The sequence below is a fragment of the Pseudoalteromonas qingdaonensis genome (genome assembly GCF_038739665.1).
Classification (GTDB): Bacteria; Pseudomonadota; Gammaproteobacteria; order Enterobacterales; family Alteromonadaceae; genus Pseudoalteromonas; species Pseudoalteromonas qingdaonensis.
The window spans coordinates 415,414-433,568 of sequence record NZ_JBCGCU010000001.1; the positions used below are offsets into that span (position 1 = coordinate 415,414).

Annotated in this window: 17 protein-coding genes; all 17 read right to left on the reverse strand. The window is 42.1% G+C overall.

Going from position 1 to position 18,155, the window contains the following annotated elements:
- Nucleotides 1–42: 42 nt before the first annotated feature.
- The 17 genes from WCN91_RS01905 to WCN91_RS01985 all read right to left on the reverse strand — a co-directional run bounded on the left by WCN91_RS01905 (nt 43) and on the right by WCN91_RS01985 (nt 18,148).
- On the reverse strand, nt 43–1,002 hold the full coding sequence (locus WCN91_RS01905) for a DHH family phosphoesterase (protein WP_342675724.1): 960 nt from the start codon (nt 1,000–1,002) through the stop codon (nt 43–45).
- Nucleotides 999–1,598: an adenylyl-sulfate kinase gene (gene cysC / locus WCN91_RS01910; protein WP_342675725.1), complete on the reverse strand. Its 600-nt coding sequence runs from the start codon at nt 1,596–1,598 to the stop codon at nt 999–1,001. Before cysC ends, WCN91_RS01905 begins: the two co-directional genes overlap by 4 nt.
- Nucleotides 1,599–1,605: 7 nt before the next feature.
- Nucleotides 1,606–3,333, reverse strand: a complete 1,728-nt coding sequence (locus tag WCN91_RS01915) for an SLC13 family permease (protein ID WP_342675726.1) — start codon at nt 3,331–3,333, stop codon at nt 1,606–1,608.
- Nucleotides 3,334–3,379: 46 nt separating this feature from the next.
- Nucleotides 3,380–4,792 carry a sulfate adenylyltransferase subunit CysN gene (gene cysN / locus WCN91_RS01920; RefSeq protein ID WP_342675727.1) on the reverse strand — a complete coding sequence of 471 codons (1,413 nt, stop codon included), beginning with the start codon at nt 4,790–4,792 and terminating at the stop codon, nt 3,380–3,382.
- Nucleotides 4,792–5,697, reverse strand: a complete 906-nt coding sequence (gene cysD / locus WCN91_RS01925; RefSeq protein ID WP_342675729.1) for a sulfate adenylyltransferase subunit CysD — start codon at nt 5,695–5,697, stop codon at nt 4,792–4,794. The genes cysN and cysD overlap by 1 nt, the downstream gene beginning before the upstream one ends.
- Before the next feature lie 27 nt (nt 5,698–5,724).
- Entirely contained in the window at nt 5,725–7,668 is a 1,944-nt protein-coding gene (locus tag WCN91_RS01930) for a polysaccharide biosynthesis protein (RefSeq protein ID WP_342675731.1), read from the reverse strand.
- An 89-nt stretch (nt 7,669–7,757) separates the two neighbouring features.
- Nucleotides 7,758–8,933 carry a DegT/DnrJ/EryC1/StrS family aminotransferase gene (locus WCN91_RS01935; protein WP_342675733.1) on the reverse strand — a complete coding sequence of 392 codons (1,176 nt, stop codon included), beginning with the start codon at nt 8,931–8,933 and terminating at the stop codon, nt 7,758–7,760.
- Nucleotides 8,927–9,589, reverse strand: coding sequence for an HAD family hydrolase (locus WCN91_RS01940; RefSeq protein ID WP_342675735.1), 663 nt, complete (start codon nt 9,587–9,589; stop codon nt 8,927–8,929). Before WCN91_RS01940 ends, WCN91_RS01935 begins: the two co-directional genes overlap by 7 nt.
- Complete coding sequence (locus WCN91_RS01945) at nt 9,579–10,544, reverse strand: ATP-grasp domain-containing protein (protein ID WP_342675737.1); 966 nt, start codon at nt 10,542–10,544, stop codon at nt 9,579–9,581. Before WCN91_RS01945 ends, WCN91_RS01940 begins: the two co-directional genes overlap by 11 nt.
- Nucleotides 10,531–11,133, reverse strand: coding sequence for a sugar transferase (locus tag WCN91_RS01950; RefSeq protein ID WP_342675739.1), 603 nt, complete (start codon nt 11,131–11,133; stop codon nt 10,531–10,533). The genes WCN91_RS01945 and WCN91_RS01950 overlap by 14 nt, the downstream gene beginning before the upstream one ends.
- Nucleotides 11,133–12,239, reverse strand: a complete 1,107-nt coding sequence (locus WCN91_RS01955) for a glycosyltransferase family 4 protein (protein WP_342675740.1) — start codon at nt 12,237–12,239, stop codon at nt 11,133–11,135. The genes WCN91_RS01950 and WCN91_RS01955 overlap by 1 nt, the downstream gene beginning before the upstream one ends.
- Nucleotides 12,236–13,372 (reverse strand): glycosyltransferase, encoded by a 1,137-nt coding sequence (locus WCN91_RS01960; RefSeq protein WP_342675742.1) that lies wholly within the window; start codon nt 13,370–13,372, stop codon nt 12,236–12,238. The genes WCN91_RS01955 and WCN91_RS01960 overlap by 4 nt, the downstream gene beginning before the upstream one ends.
- Nucleotides 13,369–13,944, reverse strand: coding sequence for an acyltransferase (locus WCN91_RS01965; protein ID WP_342675744.1), 576 nt, complete (start codon nt 13,942–13,944; stop codon nt 13,369–13,371). The genes WCN91_RS01960 and WCN91_RS01965 overlap by 4 nt, the downstream gene beginning before the upstream one ends.
- A complete protein-coding gene (locus tag WCN91_RS01970) occupies nt 13,941–15,248 on the reverse strand; it encodes an O-antigen polymerase (RefSeq protein ID WP_342675746.1) in 1,308 nt (435 codons plus the stop codon). Before WCN91_RS01970 ends, WCN91_RS01965 begins: the two co-directional genes overlap by 4 nt.
- Nucleotides 15,245–15,934: a hypothetical protein gene (locus tag WCN91_RS01975; protein WP_342675748.1), complete on the reverse strand. Its 690-nt coding sequence runs from the start codon at nt 15,932–15,934 to the stop codon at nt 15,245–15,247. The genes WCN91_RS01970 and WCN91_RS01975 overlap by 4 nt, the downstream gene beginning before the upstream one ends.
- On the reverse strand, nt 15,912–16,964 hold the full coding sequence (locus WCN91_RS01980) for an MATE family efflux transporter (RefSeq protein ID WP_342675750.1): 1,053 nt from the start codon (nt 16,962–16,964) through the stop codon (nt 15,912–15,914). Before WCN91_RS01980 ends, WCN91_RS01975 begins: the two co-directional genes overlap by 23 nt.
- Nucleotides 16,965–17,122: 158 nt before the next feature.
- Entirely contained in the window at nt 17,123–18,148 is a 1,026-nt protein-coding gene (locus WCN91_RS01985; RefSeq protein ID WP_342675752.1) for an SDR family oxidoreductase, read from the reverse strand.
- Nucleotides 18,149–18,155 lie beyond the last annotated feature (7 nt).

An 18,155-nucleotide genomic window follows, 5' to 3' on the forward strand; every position in this document is an offset into this window, starting at 1 on the left:
ATAGTTAATAATAAACATCTGACCTAACTACCACTACATATTCTACGAATTATAAAAACTAGAAAATACCTGTATAAACTTCGAGAGTGATTCTAGAGGTAATTCATTAATGCCTGCGGCTCCCGCCCTACCTCCTCCGGTAGCAAACTGGCCACACACATCAACAGCGCCCTGTTTATTCGTCAATGGAGCTCGAACACTCACAGTGTATGTGCCACTATTATTGTTCGTAACAATGGCATGAGCTAGTTCGGGGCTTTGATTAGCCAAGAGGTTCCCATAAACGCCACTAACCCGTCGCGCCCACGCCTGATCATCCAGCATGACAACCTTAGATGCCCCGTCCTCATGAATAACTTCGGCTTGGGCTGCTAGGGCAATGTCCGACTCGTACGCTGACTTTAACTTATGAAACACTGAGCCAGGAGCGGCAATCACATCGAAAGGCGACGAGTAGGCAAGCAGTATTTCGAAAAGCTCGAGAGGCGGATAATGAAGATCATCTATACAGCTGCCATAGCCATTATAATTGATATAGGTGCCCAACTCTTTTAACACCTGCTTTTGCCCTTCACTTAAACCTAGTTGCTCGGCTTCCCGATCTGCCCTGGCTATCAAGTTATCACCGTACGCCGCTGTGATGGCCCATAAATGGAACCTGCGATCTAACAAATCACTGAGGATCAAACTTGTACAGGTGTCTGCATCCAGGTTTATATGGGCATCAAGTGTTGAATTAGCAGGAATTTCTCCCGCCTTATGGTGATCCACATAAAAAACCTCAGCACCCGCTGCAAGCAATCGCTCTAGGGCCGGCTTATTCTTCTCCATTGAAATATCGAACACTCGTACTTTGTCGCCTGCCGCTGCCGACACTTGCTCTAGCAACTCAATATCGCGTTTAACGCCGGTAATCTTAACCGACTCACAAGGAGTGCTCAGGTGCAGCTGTAATAAGGCAATGATGCCGTCCGCATCTCCGTTAAATACATCGTAAATCATGCCTTTAATACACCCTGTGTTACTAAATAATCGATCACCTGATCAACGCTCTGCTCAATAGACTGGCTGGCAGTTTGCAAATGAATTTCAGGCATCTCTGGCGCTTCGTACGCCGAAGAGATACCTGTAAAGTTTGCGATTTCTCCACGGCGCGCCTTTTCATACAAACCCTTGGGGTCTCTTTTTTCACATACTTCAAGGGGCGTATCCACATACACTTCAACAAACTCACCAGGCTGAAGTAAAGATTTAGCCAATGCACGATCCGCTCTGAATGGAGAAATAAAGGCCGTTGAGACAATAAGGCCCGCGTCCACAAACAGCTTACTGACTTCGCCGATACGACGAATATTTTCCACCCTGTCCTCGTCGGAAAATGACAGCCCCCGATTCAAACCGTGGCGAATATTGTCCCCATCCAGTAAATAGGTGTGAGCGCCAAGCTCCACCAATCTGGCTTCAACCGCATTGGCAATGGTCGACTTACCCGATCCACTTAAGCCCGTGTACCACAATACCAAGGGTTTATGTCCCTTTTGCTGCGCTCGCGTCTGTTTATCAATAATGGCGCTATGCCAGACTATATTTTCGTTCATACAACCTCTAAAAAGGGAAAAACACGGGGATCAACAGCAAGACACTGATTGAGTAAGTTAAAGAAACGGGCAAGCCAAACTTAACGAAGTCTTTCAAAGTGTAATTACCCGCATTAAAGACCATAAGATTCGTTTGATAGCCATAAGGACTAACAAAACTACCGCTAGCGGCAAAGGCCACGGCAAAAACAAATGGCAGATAACTAACACCCAGCCCCTGAGCCAGTGTGTAAGCTATGGGAAATACTAAGGCCGCCGCCGCATTATTGGTAATAAGCTCGGTCAGCAGTAGAGTAATCAAAAACACACCTACAAGTGCAAAATACACGCTTGCGTCGCTTAAATGATGCTGCACAAGCTCACCAACCAAGGTCGACACACCGGAATTATCAAGCGCGGTTGCCAGTGTCAATGCACTGGTTACTATCAGCCATAATTCCAACGGGAAACGCCGCTTCAAATCGTTGAGTGACAGCACATTGCAGGCAACTAAAAGAGCCAGATAAAAAACAAAGGACGTCAGTAAATCAATATTGAATAACAAAGAGCTGGCCAAGGCTCCAACAAATCCGTACAAGGTCAACTGTTCGCGCCAGCCGCTCAGCATGTTTTCCGCTTTGACGCCACTGAGCACAAAAAAGTTCTTAGCAATATTACTGCGAGAGGCAAAGTCCGGCCCCACAGCTAAAACCAGGAAATCGCCAGCCTGAATTTTCATTTCCCCCAGCTTGCCCGACAGCTGCGCACCTTCCCTGCGAATAGCAACAACGGCGGCATCAAATCTGGCCCTGAAACCTGCCTGCTTTAAGCTCTTGCCTACAATCGAGGCTCCCGGCCTAACAACGACTTCGGTCAGATTGTCTTTCAGCAAGCCATCGGCATGTGCAAACAGCGACAAGCCTTTAAATTGATTTAACACCATCACCTTTTTTATATCGCCCGAAAAAATAAGCTTATCGCCCTGCTGTAAAATTTCCGCTGGCGATACGGGTGATAAAAGGCGCTCGCCACGGATCACCTCAACCAAAAACAGGGATTCTAGGCTTCTTAAATTGTTTTTTTCCACCGACTTGCCAATTAAAGGCGAATCGGGCAACACCTCTGCTTCAACAAAATACTCGGGGTCTGTCTCACTGGTCGAAGGACCGGCAGAAAGTTTTCTGGCACTGACAAAAATAACTACCAGACACAATATGGCGGTCAATAAACCGACCGGCATAAAATCCCAAAATCCTATACTGGGCTGTCCTCGCTCAAGGAGCATGGAGTTAACAATTAAATTAGTCGAGGTGCCAATCAAGGTCAGGGTACCACCTAGAATAGCGGCGTATGAAAGAGGCAGAAGCAGCTTGTTGGGATTGATAAGCTGGTTTTTCTTAACCGGATCTAAAAGGGCGGCAACCACGGCCGTGTTATTGAAAAATGCGGACGCGAACAAGGTACTAATAAGCGCCTTGAGCATAGACTTACTTTGGCTGCCATTAAAAATAGAGCCGGATACATGGCGCAGAAAGCGAGTGCGTTCCAGCGCCTGAGCACAAACTACCAGTAGCAAAAGGGTTACAAGCCCAGGGTTCACGGCATTGGCAAGCACCTGTTGCATATCCACCAAGACATATCCAAGACAGGCAAGCGTACTAGCGGCAAAAACGCGTTCAGGCACCTTCTGAAAACGAATTAATGCTGCGATCGTACAAATGAAAATAGCGACAATCGTCCACTGATCAATTTGCATTGGCATCCACTAAAGTTGAAACGGGGGCGAAACGCCCCCTTAAAAATCAGCTGATTTCCTTGGCGCCCCACTCAGGGTAGTGGGCTCGGATATATTTATTTAATTCGATTTCGGCCTTGCTGTAGCTTCTTGTCGATGCTTTAGCTTCTTTGGCCAGCGCCTCTTTGATCATACCTGCACCGACCGTCACATTGGTGATACGATCGATCAGAATAAAGGCTCCTGTCTGCCTATTTTGATCATAGTGGTCAAAAACCACGGCCTCGTTCAACGCCAGTTCGCACTCGGCAATTTCATTTAGCAACAGTACTTGCGCTTCCTGATGTTGCAAGGTATTGACGTCAATCTTATGTTTAATCTGAGCAACCTTACCCGATGTTTGCTTAGTGGCAAACTTAATCAGGTACTCTTTTTGCGGAACCAATTCCTGCTCCGACATCCAAACAAGGTTCGCTACCAAACGATTCGAGCTGCACGGCGCATCACCGCTATGCACTATCATATCGCCGCGACTAATATCAATTTCTTCGGTCGTCGTCAGGGTCACCGCCAAAGGAGCGGACGCAGAATTTAATTCACCATCGTAAGTATCAATTGATTTCACGCGGGTTTTCTTACCCGACGGCAATACCACAATTTCATCACCCGGACGTACAGTGCCCGAGGCTATGGTGCCGGCAAAGCCACGGTAATTCAGGTGAGGCCTGTTAACGTATTGCACAGGGAAACGGAATTCGTCCATTTGTGCGCCGGCCGCTTCTATCTCAACCGTTTCCAGGGTTTCCATTAGCGGCATACCCTGATACCAAGGCATTTTTTCACTGCGATTAACCACGTTATCCCCTTCAAGAGCGGAGATTGGCGTGTAATAAGCATTCTTTATATTCAAAGACTTAGCAAGCTGCTGGTATTCATCGCAAATGCTATTGAAGGTGTCTTCGCTAAATTCGACCAGATCCATCTTGTTGACGGCGATAATTACGTTTTTAATGCCTAGTAGAGACACGATAAAACTATGTCGTCTGGTTTGCGTCTGCACACCATAACGGGCATCAATCAAAATAATGGCCAAATCAGCGGTCGATGCGCCTGTTGCCATGTTTCTTGTGTATTGTTCGTGCCCAGGTGTATCGGCAATAATAAATTTACGCTTGTCCGTGGAGAAATAACGATAGGCAACATCAATGGTAATGCCTTGTTCGCGCTCGGACTGCAAGCCGTCCACCAGCAGAGCCAGGTCAACCTTCTCGCCCGTAGTACCCACTTTTTTGCTGTCTTTTTCGATAGCGGCAAAGTGATCTTCGAAAATCATTTTCGAATCGTGCAATAAGCGCCCAATTAGCGTGCTCTTACCGTCGTCGACCGAGCCGCAAGTAATAAAGCGCAGCAGCTCTTTGTTTTCATGTTGTTCTAAATATTTAAGAATATCTTGTTCGATAAGCGTCGATGCGTGGCTCATTAGAAGTACCCCTCCATCTTTTTCTTTTCCATACTACCGGACGAATCATGATCTATCGCCCGCCCCTGACGCTCAGATGTTCTGGTAAGCAACATCTCTTGGATAATCTCTGGCAAGCTTGCCGCTTCCGACTCAACGGCACCGGTCAAGGGGTAACAGCCCAAGGTTCTAAAGCGCACCATTTTATGCTGTATTTCAGAAGGATCTTCTATCGGCATACGCTCATCGTCGACCATAATCAGCATACCGTCACGCTCTACCACAGGGCGTACAGCAGATAAATACAGGGGCACGATTTCAATGTTTTCCAGATAGATATACTGCCAGATATCCAACTCGGTCCAGTTGCTCAATGGGAATACGCGAATGCTTTCACCCTGCTCAACTTTGCCGTTGTAAATATTCCACAGCTCCGGGCGTTGGTTTTTAGGATCCCAGCGGTGGTTTTTATCACGAAAAGAATACACACGCTCTTTAGCGCGGGATTTTTCTTCATCACGGCGAGCACCGCCAAACGCAGCATCGTATTTACCCGCGTTTAAAGCCTGCTTAAGCGCCTGCGTTTTCATTATATCTGTGTGCTTTGAGCTACCATGAGTGAAAGGGCCTACGCCAGCTTCAACGCCTTCATGATTTTTATGCACAATCAGATCGAAATCATACTTCTGCGCCATGCGGTCACGAAACTCAATCATTTCTTTGAATTTCCAATGTGAGTCTACATGCAAAAGCGGGAATGGGATTTTCCCCGGGGCAAACGCTTTTTTCGCTAAGTGCAGTAACACTGATGAATCTTTACCAATAGAGTAAAGCATAACCGGGTTATCAAACTCGGCGGCGACTTCACGAATAATGTGAATCGCCTCGGCTTCTAGCGCCTTAAGGTGTGTTAATTTGTTCGTCATACTTCTACTTAAATTTTTACTGATTTTTTACTTGGTTAAGTGAACAAGGTTTTGCTTTACTTGTTCGCCTACCACTAGTTTCCTAGCATTCCACACAAGGTCACAGATACCATCCGTTGGATTGAACCCAGTTGGAGTACACAAGAGTATTGTGCGGATCTCTTCATGATCAAATTTATGACAAGCTTTATCCAAATTGGCAATTATTGGCTCCAACTCACCCCAACTCAACATAACCTCTTGTGCCGTCATGATGCGCTCATGAGTAGTACCTTCTACGTTATCACCGATCAGCAGCTCCTCGTAAAGCTTTTCACCGGGGCGCAAGCCGGTACAGATAACTTCAATATCGCCCTCCGGATTACTGTCTGAGCGCACCGTTAAGCCGGATAAACGTATCATCTTGGTAGCAAGATCCTTAATCTTAACGGGCTCTCCCATATCCAACACAAACACATCACCACCACAGCCCATGGCACCGGCTTGAATAACCAACTGCGCAGCTTCCGGAATAGTCATAAAATAGCGAGTGATATCGGGATGAGTCAGGGTGACTGGACCACCTTGCTTAATCTGCTTGCGAAACAGTGGCACAACGGAACCTGAAGAACCTAGCACGTTACCAAAACGAACCATGCAAAAACGAGTGTCAGACTGCTTTTTAGCTAGTGCCTGCAGTACCAGCTCGGCCATGCGTTTACTGGTACCCATCACATTAGTTGGGCGCACAGCCTTGTCCGTAGATATAAGCACGAAGGTTTCCACACCACACTTGATTGCAGCCTGAGCACAAAAAAGCGTACCGAAGACGTTATTACGTACACCTTCAACGACATTGTGCTCAACTAAGGGCACATGTTTATAAGCTGCAGCATGGTAGACGGTTTGTACACCAAAGCTTTCCATCACCGCCTCTACACGGTTTTGCTTTTGCACCGAGCCCATAATAGGCAACAGTTCAACATGAAGCTGATGTTCTTCAATATACTGGCTAAGCTCTCGCTCGATGGCATATAAACCATATTCAGAGAGCTCGAATAACACCAACTTGCTCGGGTTGTTGCGAACAATTTGTCGACACAACTCCGAACCTATAGAGCCACCAGCACCGGTTACCATGACCACCTTTTCGGTAATATCGGCCTGCATCAGCATAGTTTTAGGAGCGACTGGATCACGACCAAGTAAATCCTCCACCGCCACATCCTGAACCTGTTCCAAAATGGTACTGCCGGAAACCAAGTCAGCCATGCCAGGAATCGACTGAACCTCAACGGCCAAGGGCTCGAGTTGGTTTAAAATACGTTTACGCACCGAAATGGGAGCACTGGGTAAGGCCAGCAAAACCTTTTCTATGTGTTCATTATCAAGCAGTTTGTGCAATTGAGCGGGAGAAAATACAGGATACCCCTGAATTAATGTATCTTGCTTGTGAGGATCATCGTCAAGAAAGCCCACGACGCGATACTCTGGGCCATGGGTCAACGCGGTAGCTAACTGACGCCCAGCAGAGCCGGCGCCATAAATAAGTACTGGAATTTTACGATAGCCATTAAAGCGACCAATCAGTGCCCTAACAACTACACGACTTCCGCCTACCAGAAGTAGTGCGAAGGTGCTGTAAATAATCGGCACGGTACGAGGAAGGCTAACACCAGTGAAGAAAGATAAAGCAACCAAGGCAACACAAGATAACAGCACACCGCCGATAATGGCGCCAAGCGCCTGTACCGACATATAACGCAATACTGCTCTATAAAGGCCAAACTTAACAAAGGCAAAAATACTGATTGGTACTAGAAGCGCTAATACCCCCCACAATCCCCCTTCGGAGATAGGGCTCAGAGTATCTAAACGTATTAGAATTGACGCCCAAAAGGCGACGGCTATAAAACCTGCATCAATGGTTAGAGTGACAAGCCGCTTCTGCGGACGAGGCAAGGAAAAAATGTAATTTAAAAATTTGCTCACTGATTGGCCTTTGTTTATTCCTTTATAAAGCGTCTACATTGTATCAGGAATCGGGGTCACAATTACTTAAAATTGTAACCCCGATTAATTTAGGCCTGTGCTTTTTCGAGAGTTGCAGCTATTGCTTTAGTCGTTAATTCCATTTCGTCCTCTGTTAAGGTTGGGTGGACTAAAAACATTAACGAAGTATCACCAAGCAACTGAGCATTGGTTAAGCGCTTTTCCGGGCGCCAAGGCGTGTTATCAAAGGCCTTCTCTAAGTAAACCTCTGAACAACTACCCTGCATACAAGGAACCCCCTGCTCCATAATATCTTCGACTATCCTATCGCGTGACCAATCAATTTTTAGGTTTTCAGGTTTAACAAACAAATAATGCTTGTACTCGGCATGTTCACTATATTCGGGAACATCAACAATACGGACACAATTAAATTGCTTTGCTACCTGATCGATCATCACACCGTATTGCTGGCGCTTAGCTGTCCATTCAGGCATACGCTTCAGCTGAATTCGCCCTATGACTGCCTGCATTTCTGTCATGCGCCAGTTGGTACCAAAGCTCTCATGCAACCATCTAAAACCTGGCGGGTGCTCACGTTTGTAAATAGCATCAAAGCTTTTACCATGATCCTTGTAGCTCCACATCTTTTGCCACAATTCTTCACTATTGGTAGTAACCATGCCGCCTTCACCGCCCGTGGTCATAATCTTGTCCTGACAAAAACTCCAGGCACCGATATGACCAATGCTACCAACCGATTTGCCTTTATACTTAGCACCATGGGCCTGAGCACAGTCTTCGATCACATAGAATCCATGCTTCTCACTCAATGCCATAATTGCGTCCATTTCTGCTGGCATACCCGCTAAATGAACAACAATGACCGCTTTAGTGCTAGGAGTTAGGACTTTTTCTATCGATTCGGCTGTAATTGCTTGGCTGTTTAAATCAACATCAGCAAATACTGGGGCTGCCCCTGCAGTGACAATACTCGATGCAGAAGCCAAGAAAGTGCGCGGAGTAGTGATCACTTCATCACCTTGGCCTACACCTAAGGCTTTTAACGCAACATCCAAGGCCAGGGTACCATTGGCTAGTGCAATCGCATATTTTGTGCCTGCCCATGCCGCGTATTCCTTTTCAAAGTCGCGACATTCATTCCCTGTCCAGTAGTTAACCTTATTTGACAACAGAACTCGACTTACAGCACCAGCTTCTTCTTGAGTAAAACTAGGCCAAGGGGAAAATTTGGTATTTAACATTCAATAAAATCCGTTAGTTCACTTAATGAATCAATCCACAAGTGGGGTTGAGAAATAGGTTCGTTCCCGACTTTTTGAACGTGAATATTACGTCCGTTATCTTTTAAACCCACGGTATGCCATCCCATTGCATTAGGAGCTATAAAGTCCTTCTCGGGATTATCACCAATGTAAAAATAAGCACTAGCTTGATACTTATCTTCCACAGCCTGATATCTTGCTTTATTAGGTTTTGAGCCCCCCCATTCTTCAGATATCAAGCACCCGAAACGCTCCAAACCCAAAGATTTCAATTTAGCTCTTTGGGTAAAAGAACGTCCATCTGTAAGAATTTCAATACCCGCAGAAGTTTCTTCTAGTCTTCCTAGTAATAACTTATTTGTTTGACTCAACTTAATGTCAGGTTGATGATTACGGTATAGCCAAAGCAGGGTATCTCTGATTGATGTTGATTTGGGAAGGTAATGACAAAAATAGCCTATAACATCTCGCTTATTGGCTATCTCATCCATCACTTCTTTTTTATCTATTTCGATATTAAACAATCTATTAACTGTGTCTGCTATATGGAAAAATGCATCCACTTGAAAATCAACTTCATTATATAGAGTGTCATCCAAATCAAACACAACTACAGTATTGCTATCAATTCTCATGAGTTATAACCATGGCGTCATAACGAAGCATAATTGCACCAACATCCCAATCATCAAAAAATGTAATTTCTTTATCCAGTAAATACTCTTGCATTAACCACTTTGGATACTCTCCCCTTACCGCATTTGTTAATGGGAAGCCCCCCCCAAACCTTGGGTTAATTTCAAGCCCTTTGATATCAGACGTTTGCTTGTTATAAAACACTTGGAAAGTAATGCAGCCCCGGGCACCTTTGATATGGGAAAGCCGCTCGATCAAATAATCATATAAATGACTTTTAATTGTTTTCCCTTTACTTACTTCCCCACCTCTAACTTCTAATCGCTCTCTTGGGACCAGGCACTTCAGGAGCCCATCATTTGTATAATATCCATCGACGGTAACTTCACAGTATGATTTAGGAACCAACTCCATAAACATATTTTTGTCATCATTAAGCAAATCATCTGTGAGGTCTGTTTTCTTATATATCGCTACGGCACCTTTACTGCAACTACCGTCGTAAGGTTTACAAAAGCTGGGCACTGGCACATTTTCTCGTGAATATACCGTGGGGTAAGTGATACCTAATGTTTCAAAGAACTCACCAGTTAAGCGCTTATCTCGACAAGAAGCTATTAACTCAGGATCTGAAATAATTATGTGAGTTCCGATTTCTAAAAACGCTTCTCTAACCTCACTTAGTATTTTCAGCTCCGTGTCTATCGTTGGTACAACTAAACCAACGCCTTTTTCCTGGCAAAGTTTCAGAAGTGAAGCCACATAGTGTTCACTTGAAACACGAGGCACTGCAACACTTTCATCTGCAACATAGCACGCAGAAGAAAGCTCTGGGCACATGTCTGCTCCGATCACCAGTGTATCTAAATTGAGTTCATTTGCGGCATGCTGAAAAGCCTTAACCAACTCAACTCGCCTACCAGCTGACAAGATAACTATGTTATTTCTTTTCATTTTTACTTCCTTTGAATGCAGGCATTGTTACATGATCGTCAGCTGAGATACCCTCTTTAACAAATACTTTCTTAACCGTAAGCAACAGTATTTTAAGGTCTAAAAGAAAGCTCTGATTTTCAACATACCAAACGTCTAACTTGAACTTATCTTCCCAACTGATTGCGTTGCGGCCATTGACCTGAGCCCAGCCTGTTATTCCTGGCCGTACATTATGCCGCCGAGACTGCTCTTCACTGTAAAGTGGCAAATATTCGACTAATAACGGACGAGGTCCAACCAAGCTCATATCACCTTTTAACACATTCAGTAAGCCGGGCAACTCATCCAAGCTGGTAGAACGAAGAAATGAACCAAACTTTGTCATACGCTGCTCATCGGGTAGTAAGTTACCATTGCTATCCTTGGCATCTAACATAGTTCTAAACTTAAGCATTTTAAAAGGTTGGCCATTTAAACCAGGTCTATCTTGACTAAATAAGACTGGTGATCCTAGCTTTATTCTAATAACTAATGAAGTAAGTAAAACAACCGGAAATAATAGAAATAATAGAAATACACTGACTACAATATCAAACACTCGTTTCATTAGCTTATTTCCATAATCTTCAAAATTTCTTCATTTACTTTGTGGACATCAAACTTTTCGCGAACCAGAGCTAAACTTGCTTTTGCCATTTCATCAACTTTTTTCGGATGCTCAATCATCCAAATCATTTTTTCAGCTAATTGCTCCGCATCTTCTTTATCTACCATCCAACCATTTTCACCATTGATGACCGTTTCACGACAGCCCGGTACATTGGTAGTTAAAATCGGTCTACTCATAGCCATGGCTTCAAGTACAGTGCGTGGTAACCCCTCATGATATGAAGGCAAGACAAAGAATCGAGAGCTTTCAATAAATGGTCTTACATCATCTGTTGAACCGTGATATTGAATAACTCCTTCCGACACCCATTTTTCGACTTCAGCGAATTGAATTCCATCAGGTGAGGGGTCTGTAGGCCCCACAAGGTTGAAGATCGCTTGGGGATATAACTGCCTGACTAGTTTAGCGGCATGGTAATACTCTCGAATACCTTTGTCACCCAAGAGTCTGGCTATTAATAAAAAGCTGTTCGAGACCGGTAATGGTGCAGGAGTAAACTTCTCTAAATTCACACCTGACCCATTGACCAAGAAGCACTTTTTTTTCGGTACGATACTTTCATCGACAAACACTTTCAAATTATCTGGATTTTGAAAAATAACTGCATTTGCGCTTTTTAGGGCAACTTTGTACAAATTAGTCACCAATGAAACTAAACCTTTCTTTAGTAATCCACCTTTTTGAAAGGCATACCCTAGTCCCGTTACCATCGCTATAAAGCCTTTAACACCACAGAGTCGCGCCGCAATCCCCCCCCAAACAATCGGCTTAATTGTATAACTTAAAACAAGATCAGGGTTTTCTACAGCAAACAACTTTCGGTATGTATGCAGCGTTATAATATCTTTAAAAGGATTAAAACCACTCCGACTAACCGGGTAGTCAATGTACTTGACGCCTAGCGCATTCAGCTCGTCCTGTATCACTTGACTAGCACCGTTTGCTAATGCTATCACGTCGTGCTTCTGTGCTAATCGTGCAAGTAAAGCCCCCCTAAAGTTGATTAACGAGGGAGGGTAAGTTCCAATAACTATAATTTTCATTGCCGATAAATAGTCTCAATAAATTTCAAACGCTTAGACTGCAAAATATCATAAAGATAATCACTTGCTTTTCGCTGGTTAGCTTCAATTTGCAATTCTCTAAAATCACTATCAATCAAAACCCTTTCTATAGATTTTGCTAGTTGAGAGGGAGCCTTAGCTTCACAAAGAGCCTCTGGAGATAAGAGCTCTGGGATGCCTCCCACTTTTGTGCCAACACATGGCAACCCCACAGACATAGCCTCAATTAAAGCTCGTGGTAGCCCCTCTGTATGGCTTGATTGTACATAAAGATCCCCGCCAGCCAACCATTTAAGTACTGCTTCACCACCGGGAATTGGGTCAAAAAAATGAACTTTATCTTGGAGCCCATATTCAGTAACCCGCTTTTGATACTCTTGCCTTGACCCTGAACCAAGTACATGTAGCTTCAAGTCGAAACCTTTATCATTCAGAATAGAAAGCGCATCTATTAAATCATTCAAACCTTTGTACGAAGCATCTAAAGAGCCTATAAACTTCACAACCGTCGGTACATCTGATACGGAAGCCCGAATAAAATGTTCTTTAAGCTCGACGTTTGAAGCGTTTATCCAACTACCATCGGTTGGATATTTTGATTGCAAATATTCCGCAGTGACATAGATTGCCGCTTGAGTTTGTCTCATAATAGCTTTAAGTTGTTTTGCAACTATTGGCGCAGCTAACTTCCCAAGAAAACTTCCATGAGTCTTCAGAGCATCGTAGGGACAGCCTACAACTTCGCATAATGTTTTTTTGTTATTTTTTTGTGCAATTTTAAATGCCCGAGTACCCAAAAAGCTAGGAAGACGACAAATAACAACATCACATTCTTCAATTAGCGGCTCTAAAAATCTATCAATTTTTTTGGCATTAGCTCTATCGATAAGAGATATAGAGTTTATTAGCGAAAAACTAACATTCGGAGACAAAGTTTCGTTCAGTTTTAACGACTGTTCTGCGTTCTTTAATAACCTTCTCCGGCCAACAACAAGAAGCTCTTCGGTGAACTTTAAATATCTAGACCAGGTGTAATCTGTAAGCTTACCTTCACTAAAAAACCTGCCATTAAACTCCGCAAAAACATGATCATGAATAAAAATTGTTTTCATAGTATATCTTTTACCTTTTTGGCCGGCACTCCCGCATAGACACCATTGGCAACCAGCGGCCCCCTGACCACAGCCCCTGCCGCAATGACTGTTCGCTCTTTAATTTGACTTCCAGCTAGTACTCTAACGCCACAACCAATCCACACATCACTTCCAATATAAACCCCCTTTAGCTTAGTAGGGTTATACTTTATAGGCGTGTATATATCACCCCAAGTGTGCTCAAAAGATACAATTGAGCTATTATGTGCCATCGAAACTTCATCTCCAATATACACCCCGCCAGCCGCATCGATATAGCTATTCGCATGTATACTTATATTACTACCTAAACTTAAACCATCAAAATTCTTTATAACTACATTCTTCCCGATAAATATATTATCACCACACTTACTCCATAAGAAAGACCTAAGAATCAAATATCTTAAAGAAAGGGCTAAGTAACCTTCAAATGGAGAGCTCAGCTGCCATAGAAAATTCCTAAAAAAAACAGGGGTAAAGCGAAAAAAGAAAGAGAATAATAACAAAACAAAAGAGAAAATCTTAAATAAATACTTACCACTCATCATGACACTCCTCTATTTTTCTTAGAAAGAAACCAACTGATAACCATCAACAACCCCAGAGAGATGAAGCCATTCTTTACCCCCTGAGAAATAACATTTGACAAATCAGCTCGAATGGAATATATGACCATAGTAAGAAAGTATAAGTATAAAGCCAAATAAGCTCTACTAATTAAAGATTTTTGTCTAAAATAACGCGTGATAATTCCAACAAGAAAGAAAATAAAAAATACACCGATTAAACCAAAGTTTACAAGGCCCTGCCCAATTAAAGAGAAACCCCAGCCAGAAGTTCCTCCAATCCCATTCTCAACCCTGTAAGTACTGTTGTACCAATAAGTTGAAGATTCAAAAGACCTACCAATGACAGGAATTGAGCGAAGTATATCACTTATAATTCCATAGCCATATTGATACTCCCAGCCATATGTATACAGCGTATGTATATTTCTGGAGCTTGAGGAAAACTCCCCAAAAAGAACCTCCCTCATAGCAAGCTGGTTAACTGACGAAAGATCAATACCCGTTACTAAAAAACCTTTAAAAAGTTGTGTAACTGGGAGCAGAAACAAAACCAAAAACAATCCGAGGAAAAGGTAGTATTTTTTATATTGACGGAAAAATGAAAACAAAACCAAAAAAACTATTAGTAAAATTCTAAATATATTATCTCTTTCACCTGTCACAGCAAAAACAAAACAAAATAGAGTAAGCACAAAGAAAAATAAAAAGCCTAGATTTAAACGGGAAAACTTACTTGACGCACCTAGAAAAAAGTATGTGTAACAGAAAGTTAGAGGGTAAACAAAAGCCACAAGCCCTAAGACTGGGTTCACTCTACTCATATCTATGAACTCTCTTTTACTACCAATACCTAATTGAATTGCGTATAAAAGAGAAACCAAAACAGGAACGGAGAAAAAAAACACCGCAATTCTGGACGCGGGGAAAAACTGCCCATGCTTACAAGGTATTTTTAAGTACCCCTCCGCTTTAAAGTCAAGCGTAGCCAGGCCAAATGAAAATGCAGCCAAAAAACTGCACAGCACTAAATTGTAGCTATATTCATCTTCAAGCCCAAAAAACCAAAGATAAACAGGGTAGGTCACACTATAAACCCAGTTAAAAGGAACAAACCAGTTTATAGGCGAAAGCGCATCTTTAGCCGGATTAATATAAACCAGCAAAACAGAGTAACAGGTGAACAAAATCAAATCATTAAGCATAGAAGCAGAAATGATTATCAATACAAAAAAAAGTAGCGAGAACGTTAGAAATCCCGCGTAGCAAAAAAATCTTTTATTCAAGATATAGCGCCTGATTTGACTTCATCAAATACTCTTAAGCTATAACCGGCTAGATTTTTAGACAATTCAAAATCATCCGCATACAACTCTCTAATCACCTGGACACTTTCCTCACTGATAGAGCTAAAAGCCCCCTTTGAAGTATTCACTTTTCTCAATTCACCAGCTTTCCACAATAGATTCTTCTTAATCAAAGCAAAACCATCACTCAGTAGCTCGAAGTTAATTAGGTATGTTCTCGAAGAAGGACTGCCTTCAAGCATTTTACAGGTTGATTTAAAAAAATAATCGTTATTAGCCACTAGGGAAGGTAGTTTTTTTTGAACAAAACCATTAATTCCATCAGTACTAATGATAGAGCTCAGCGAGCTATAGCCCTTTTCTTTCTCTTTTTTACATGCGTAATTGTAGGTTGATATTATTCTTTGAAGGGGATCTCTATGCACTGCGAATATAAGGTCTTTTTCTTGGAAATCGCAACTTTTTGCACATAATTCCATATATGTGTAATGACCTAAATCTGGCATACCTAAGGCGTGATTAATACTCGTACCGGCCCCCTTAGGAACATGAATAAACAAAAAATTTTGATTTTTCCACTTTTCATACCCTTCTTTATGATTTCTAAAATGGTTCCATTCATGGAAACTTCTTGGTGCACTCTTAATTATTAAGCCTTTGAGCATCTTCCCACCTTTTTTTAACAACTATCAACGCGCCTGCATTTTGTATTACCGAGGCTACAAGCACTATAAATGAAACAATCTCTACGCTCTGATAAAAATATGAGACTGGCAGTAAAACAAAAGAAACAATTACACTTAAGAGCATAATTTTCTCGACACTTTTTTCCAGACCAGTCATTGTAAGAAATGTAAAAACAGGCCCTGCCGCCAAATTAATAAAAGCAGCCAATAATAATATTAAAAAACAAATCTCATAAGAGCCCTGCTTTATATTAGTATAGCTAAATAAAAAATCAGAAAATGAAAATATTAATATTACGCTAGCGGCACCAGTCAACACAGAAAAAAGCATCGCCTTTTTAAAGGATGAAAATAGACCAACAGTATCTCCACTATTGCTAAGTTTTACGAAAGCTGACGAATACACCGCATTAACTACCAAGAGTATAAAACCAGAACTAAAGGCAAGCTGTTCAGAAACCTTAAATGTTGAAACCGAACTCAGATCCACATACATACTCAAAATCAAGATTGGTATGAACTTATTCAAGTTCCCTATTACTGATATCCTACCAAAAACAGGGTTGTGTAATTCTCCAAAACTTTGCATATCGTTTCTATAAAGCCTAAAAAACTTAAAAATATATAAGCTGGAAATAAAAAGACTGGAAATAAAATGAGAAAAAATAATATCTGCAATCTCAATAACACCTTTAAAATAAAAAAACAGAAAAACAAAGATTAGAGATAAAGAAAAATAGCTAGTATTTTCGAAAAAAGAAGATAGAACGTGTTTCCCTTCCCCCTTTAAAACCGATGAGTATAATAAATTCGCATTGAAAATCAGAGCTATTGGAAAAAAAAGCAACAGGTTCCATGTCAATGTGAAATCTGTAGAAGTAAAATACCACACAGCTACTATAGTAGAAATAAATATTAGCCTCCCACTACTTTTTATAATGCACCAACAAAGCATTTTGTATTTTAAATCAGGTTTAGTAGCAACAGCTTTCAGTAAAGACTTCTCCATTCCGAATCGAGCAAATAGACATGCCGTAACCATTAAACCATTTAAAGAAAATAAAAGGCTCGAGTCCTCCGGCGGGAGTATCGATGCTATAGTAAAGCTGAAAAGAGCCACTCCAATAAAGAGTACCCCCCTCTGAAAAAAGCTTATTAAAACCGGCATCATTTACTCAGAAAAAACTTATACCACGGCATAGCTACTTCAACTCCCTTCCCAACCCTAAACATTGGCTCATACCCAAGTCTTTTTTTAGCTTTACTTATATCAGCTTGAGAATGCCTCACATCCCCCGCCCGAAAGTCTTTATATACAACTTCATTTTCTACTTTTATACCACTTTCAGCTAACGCATTTTTTATTGCTTGATATAAATCATTCAAAGTTGTTCTGTCGCCAACTGCAACGTTATAAACTTCATTCTTAGCTTCTTCAGGAGCAATTGCAGCTAAAATATTCATCTGAACTGTATTTTCTATATAACAGAAGTCGCGGCTTGTTTCCCCATCACCATTAATAAATACATCTTCGCCCTGAATCATTGCGGCAGTCCATTTAGGTATTACCGCTGCGTAAGCGCCATTTGGATCTTGGCGCTTACCAAAAACATTAAAATAACGTAGCCCTATTGCTTTAAATCCATAAGTTTTTGCATATACGTTTGCATATAACTCATTTACATACTTCGTCACGGCATAAGGCGAAAGCGGGTTACCTATATTTTCCTCTACCTTGGGTAATGCAGGGTGGTCACCATATGTAGAGCTACTAGCCGCATAAGTAAAGCTGACAACATTCTCTTCCTTTGCCGCATGTAACATATTTAAAAAACCAGCCACATTTGCAGCATTTGAAGTGATTGGGTCTTCGATTGAACGGGGAACTGAGCCAAGAGCAGCTTGATGCAGCACATAGTCCACCCCTTGTACAGCCTTTTGGCACGTATCGAAATCACGTATATCACCTTCAACAAACTGAAAGCGGCTCCATTGCTCTTGTGATACCAGAGACTGAACTTCATCAAGATTATGTTGATGGCCTGTCGCAAAATTATCCAAGCCAACAACTTTTTGATCGAGCTTTAATAAAGTCTCTAATAAGTTCGAACCGATAAAACCAGCTACACCTGTAACAAGCCATGATTTGGGTTCATTTTTCAATTGGTCACAAATCTGTGCAAAACGATTCATATTTTAA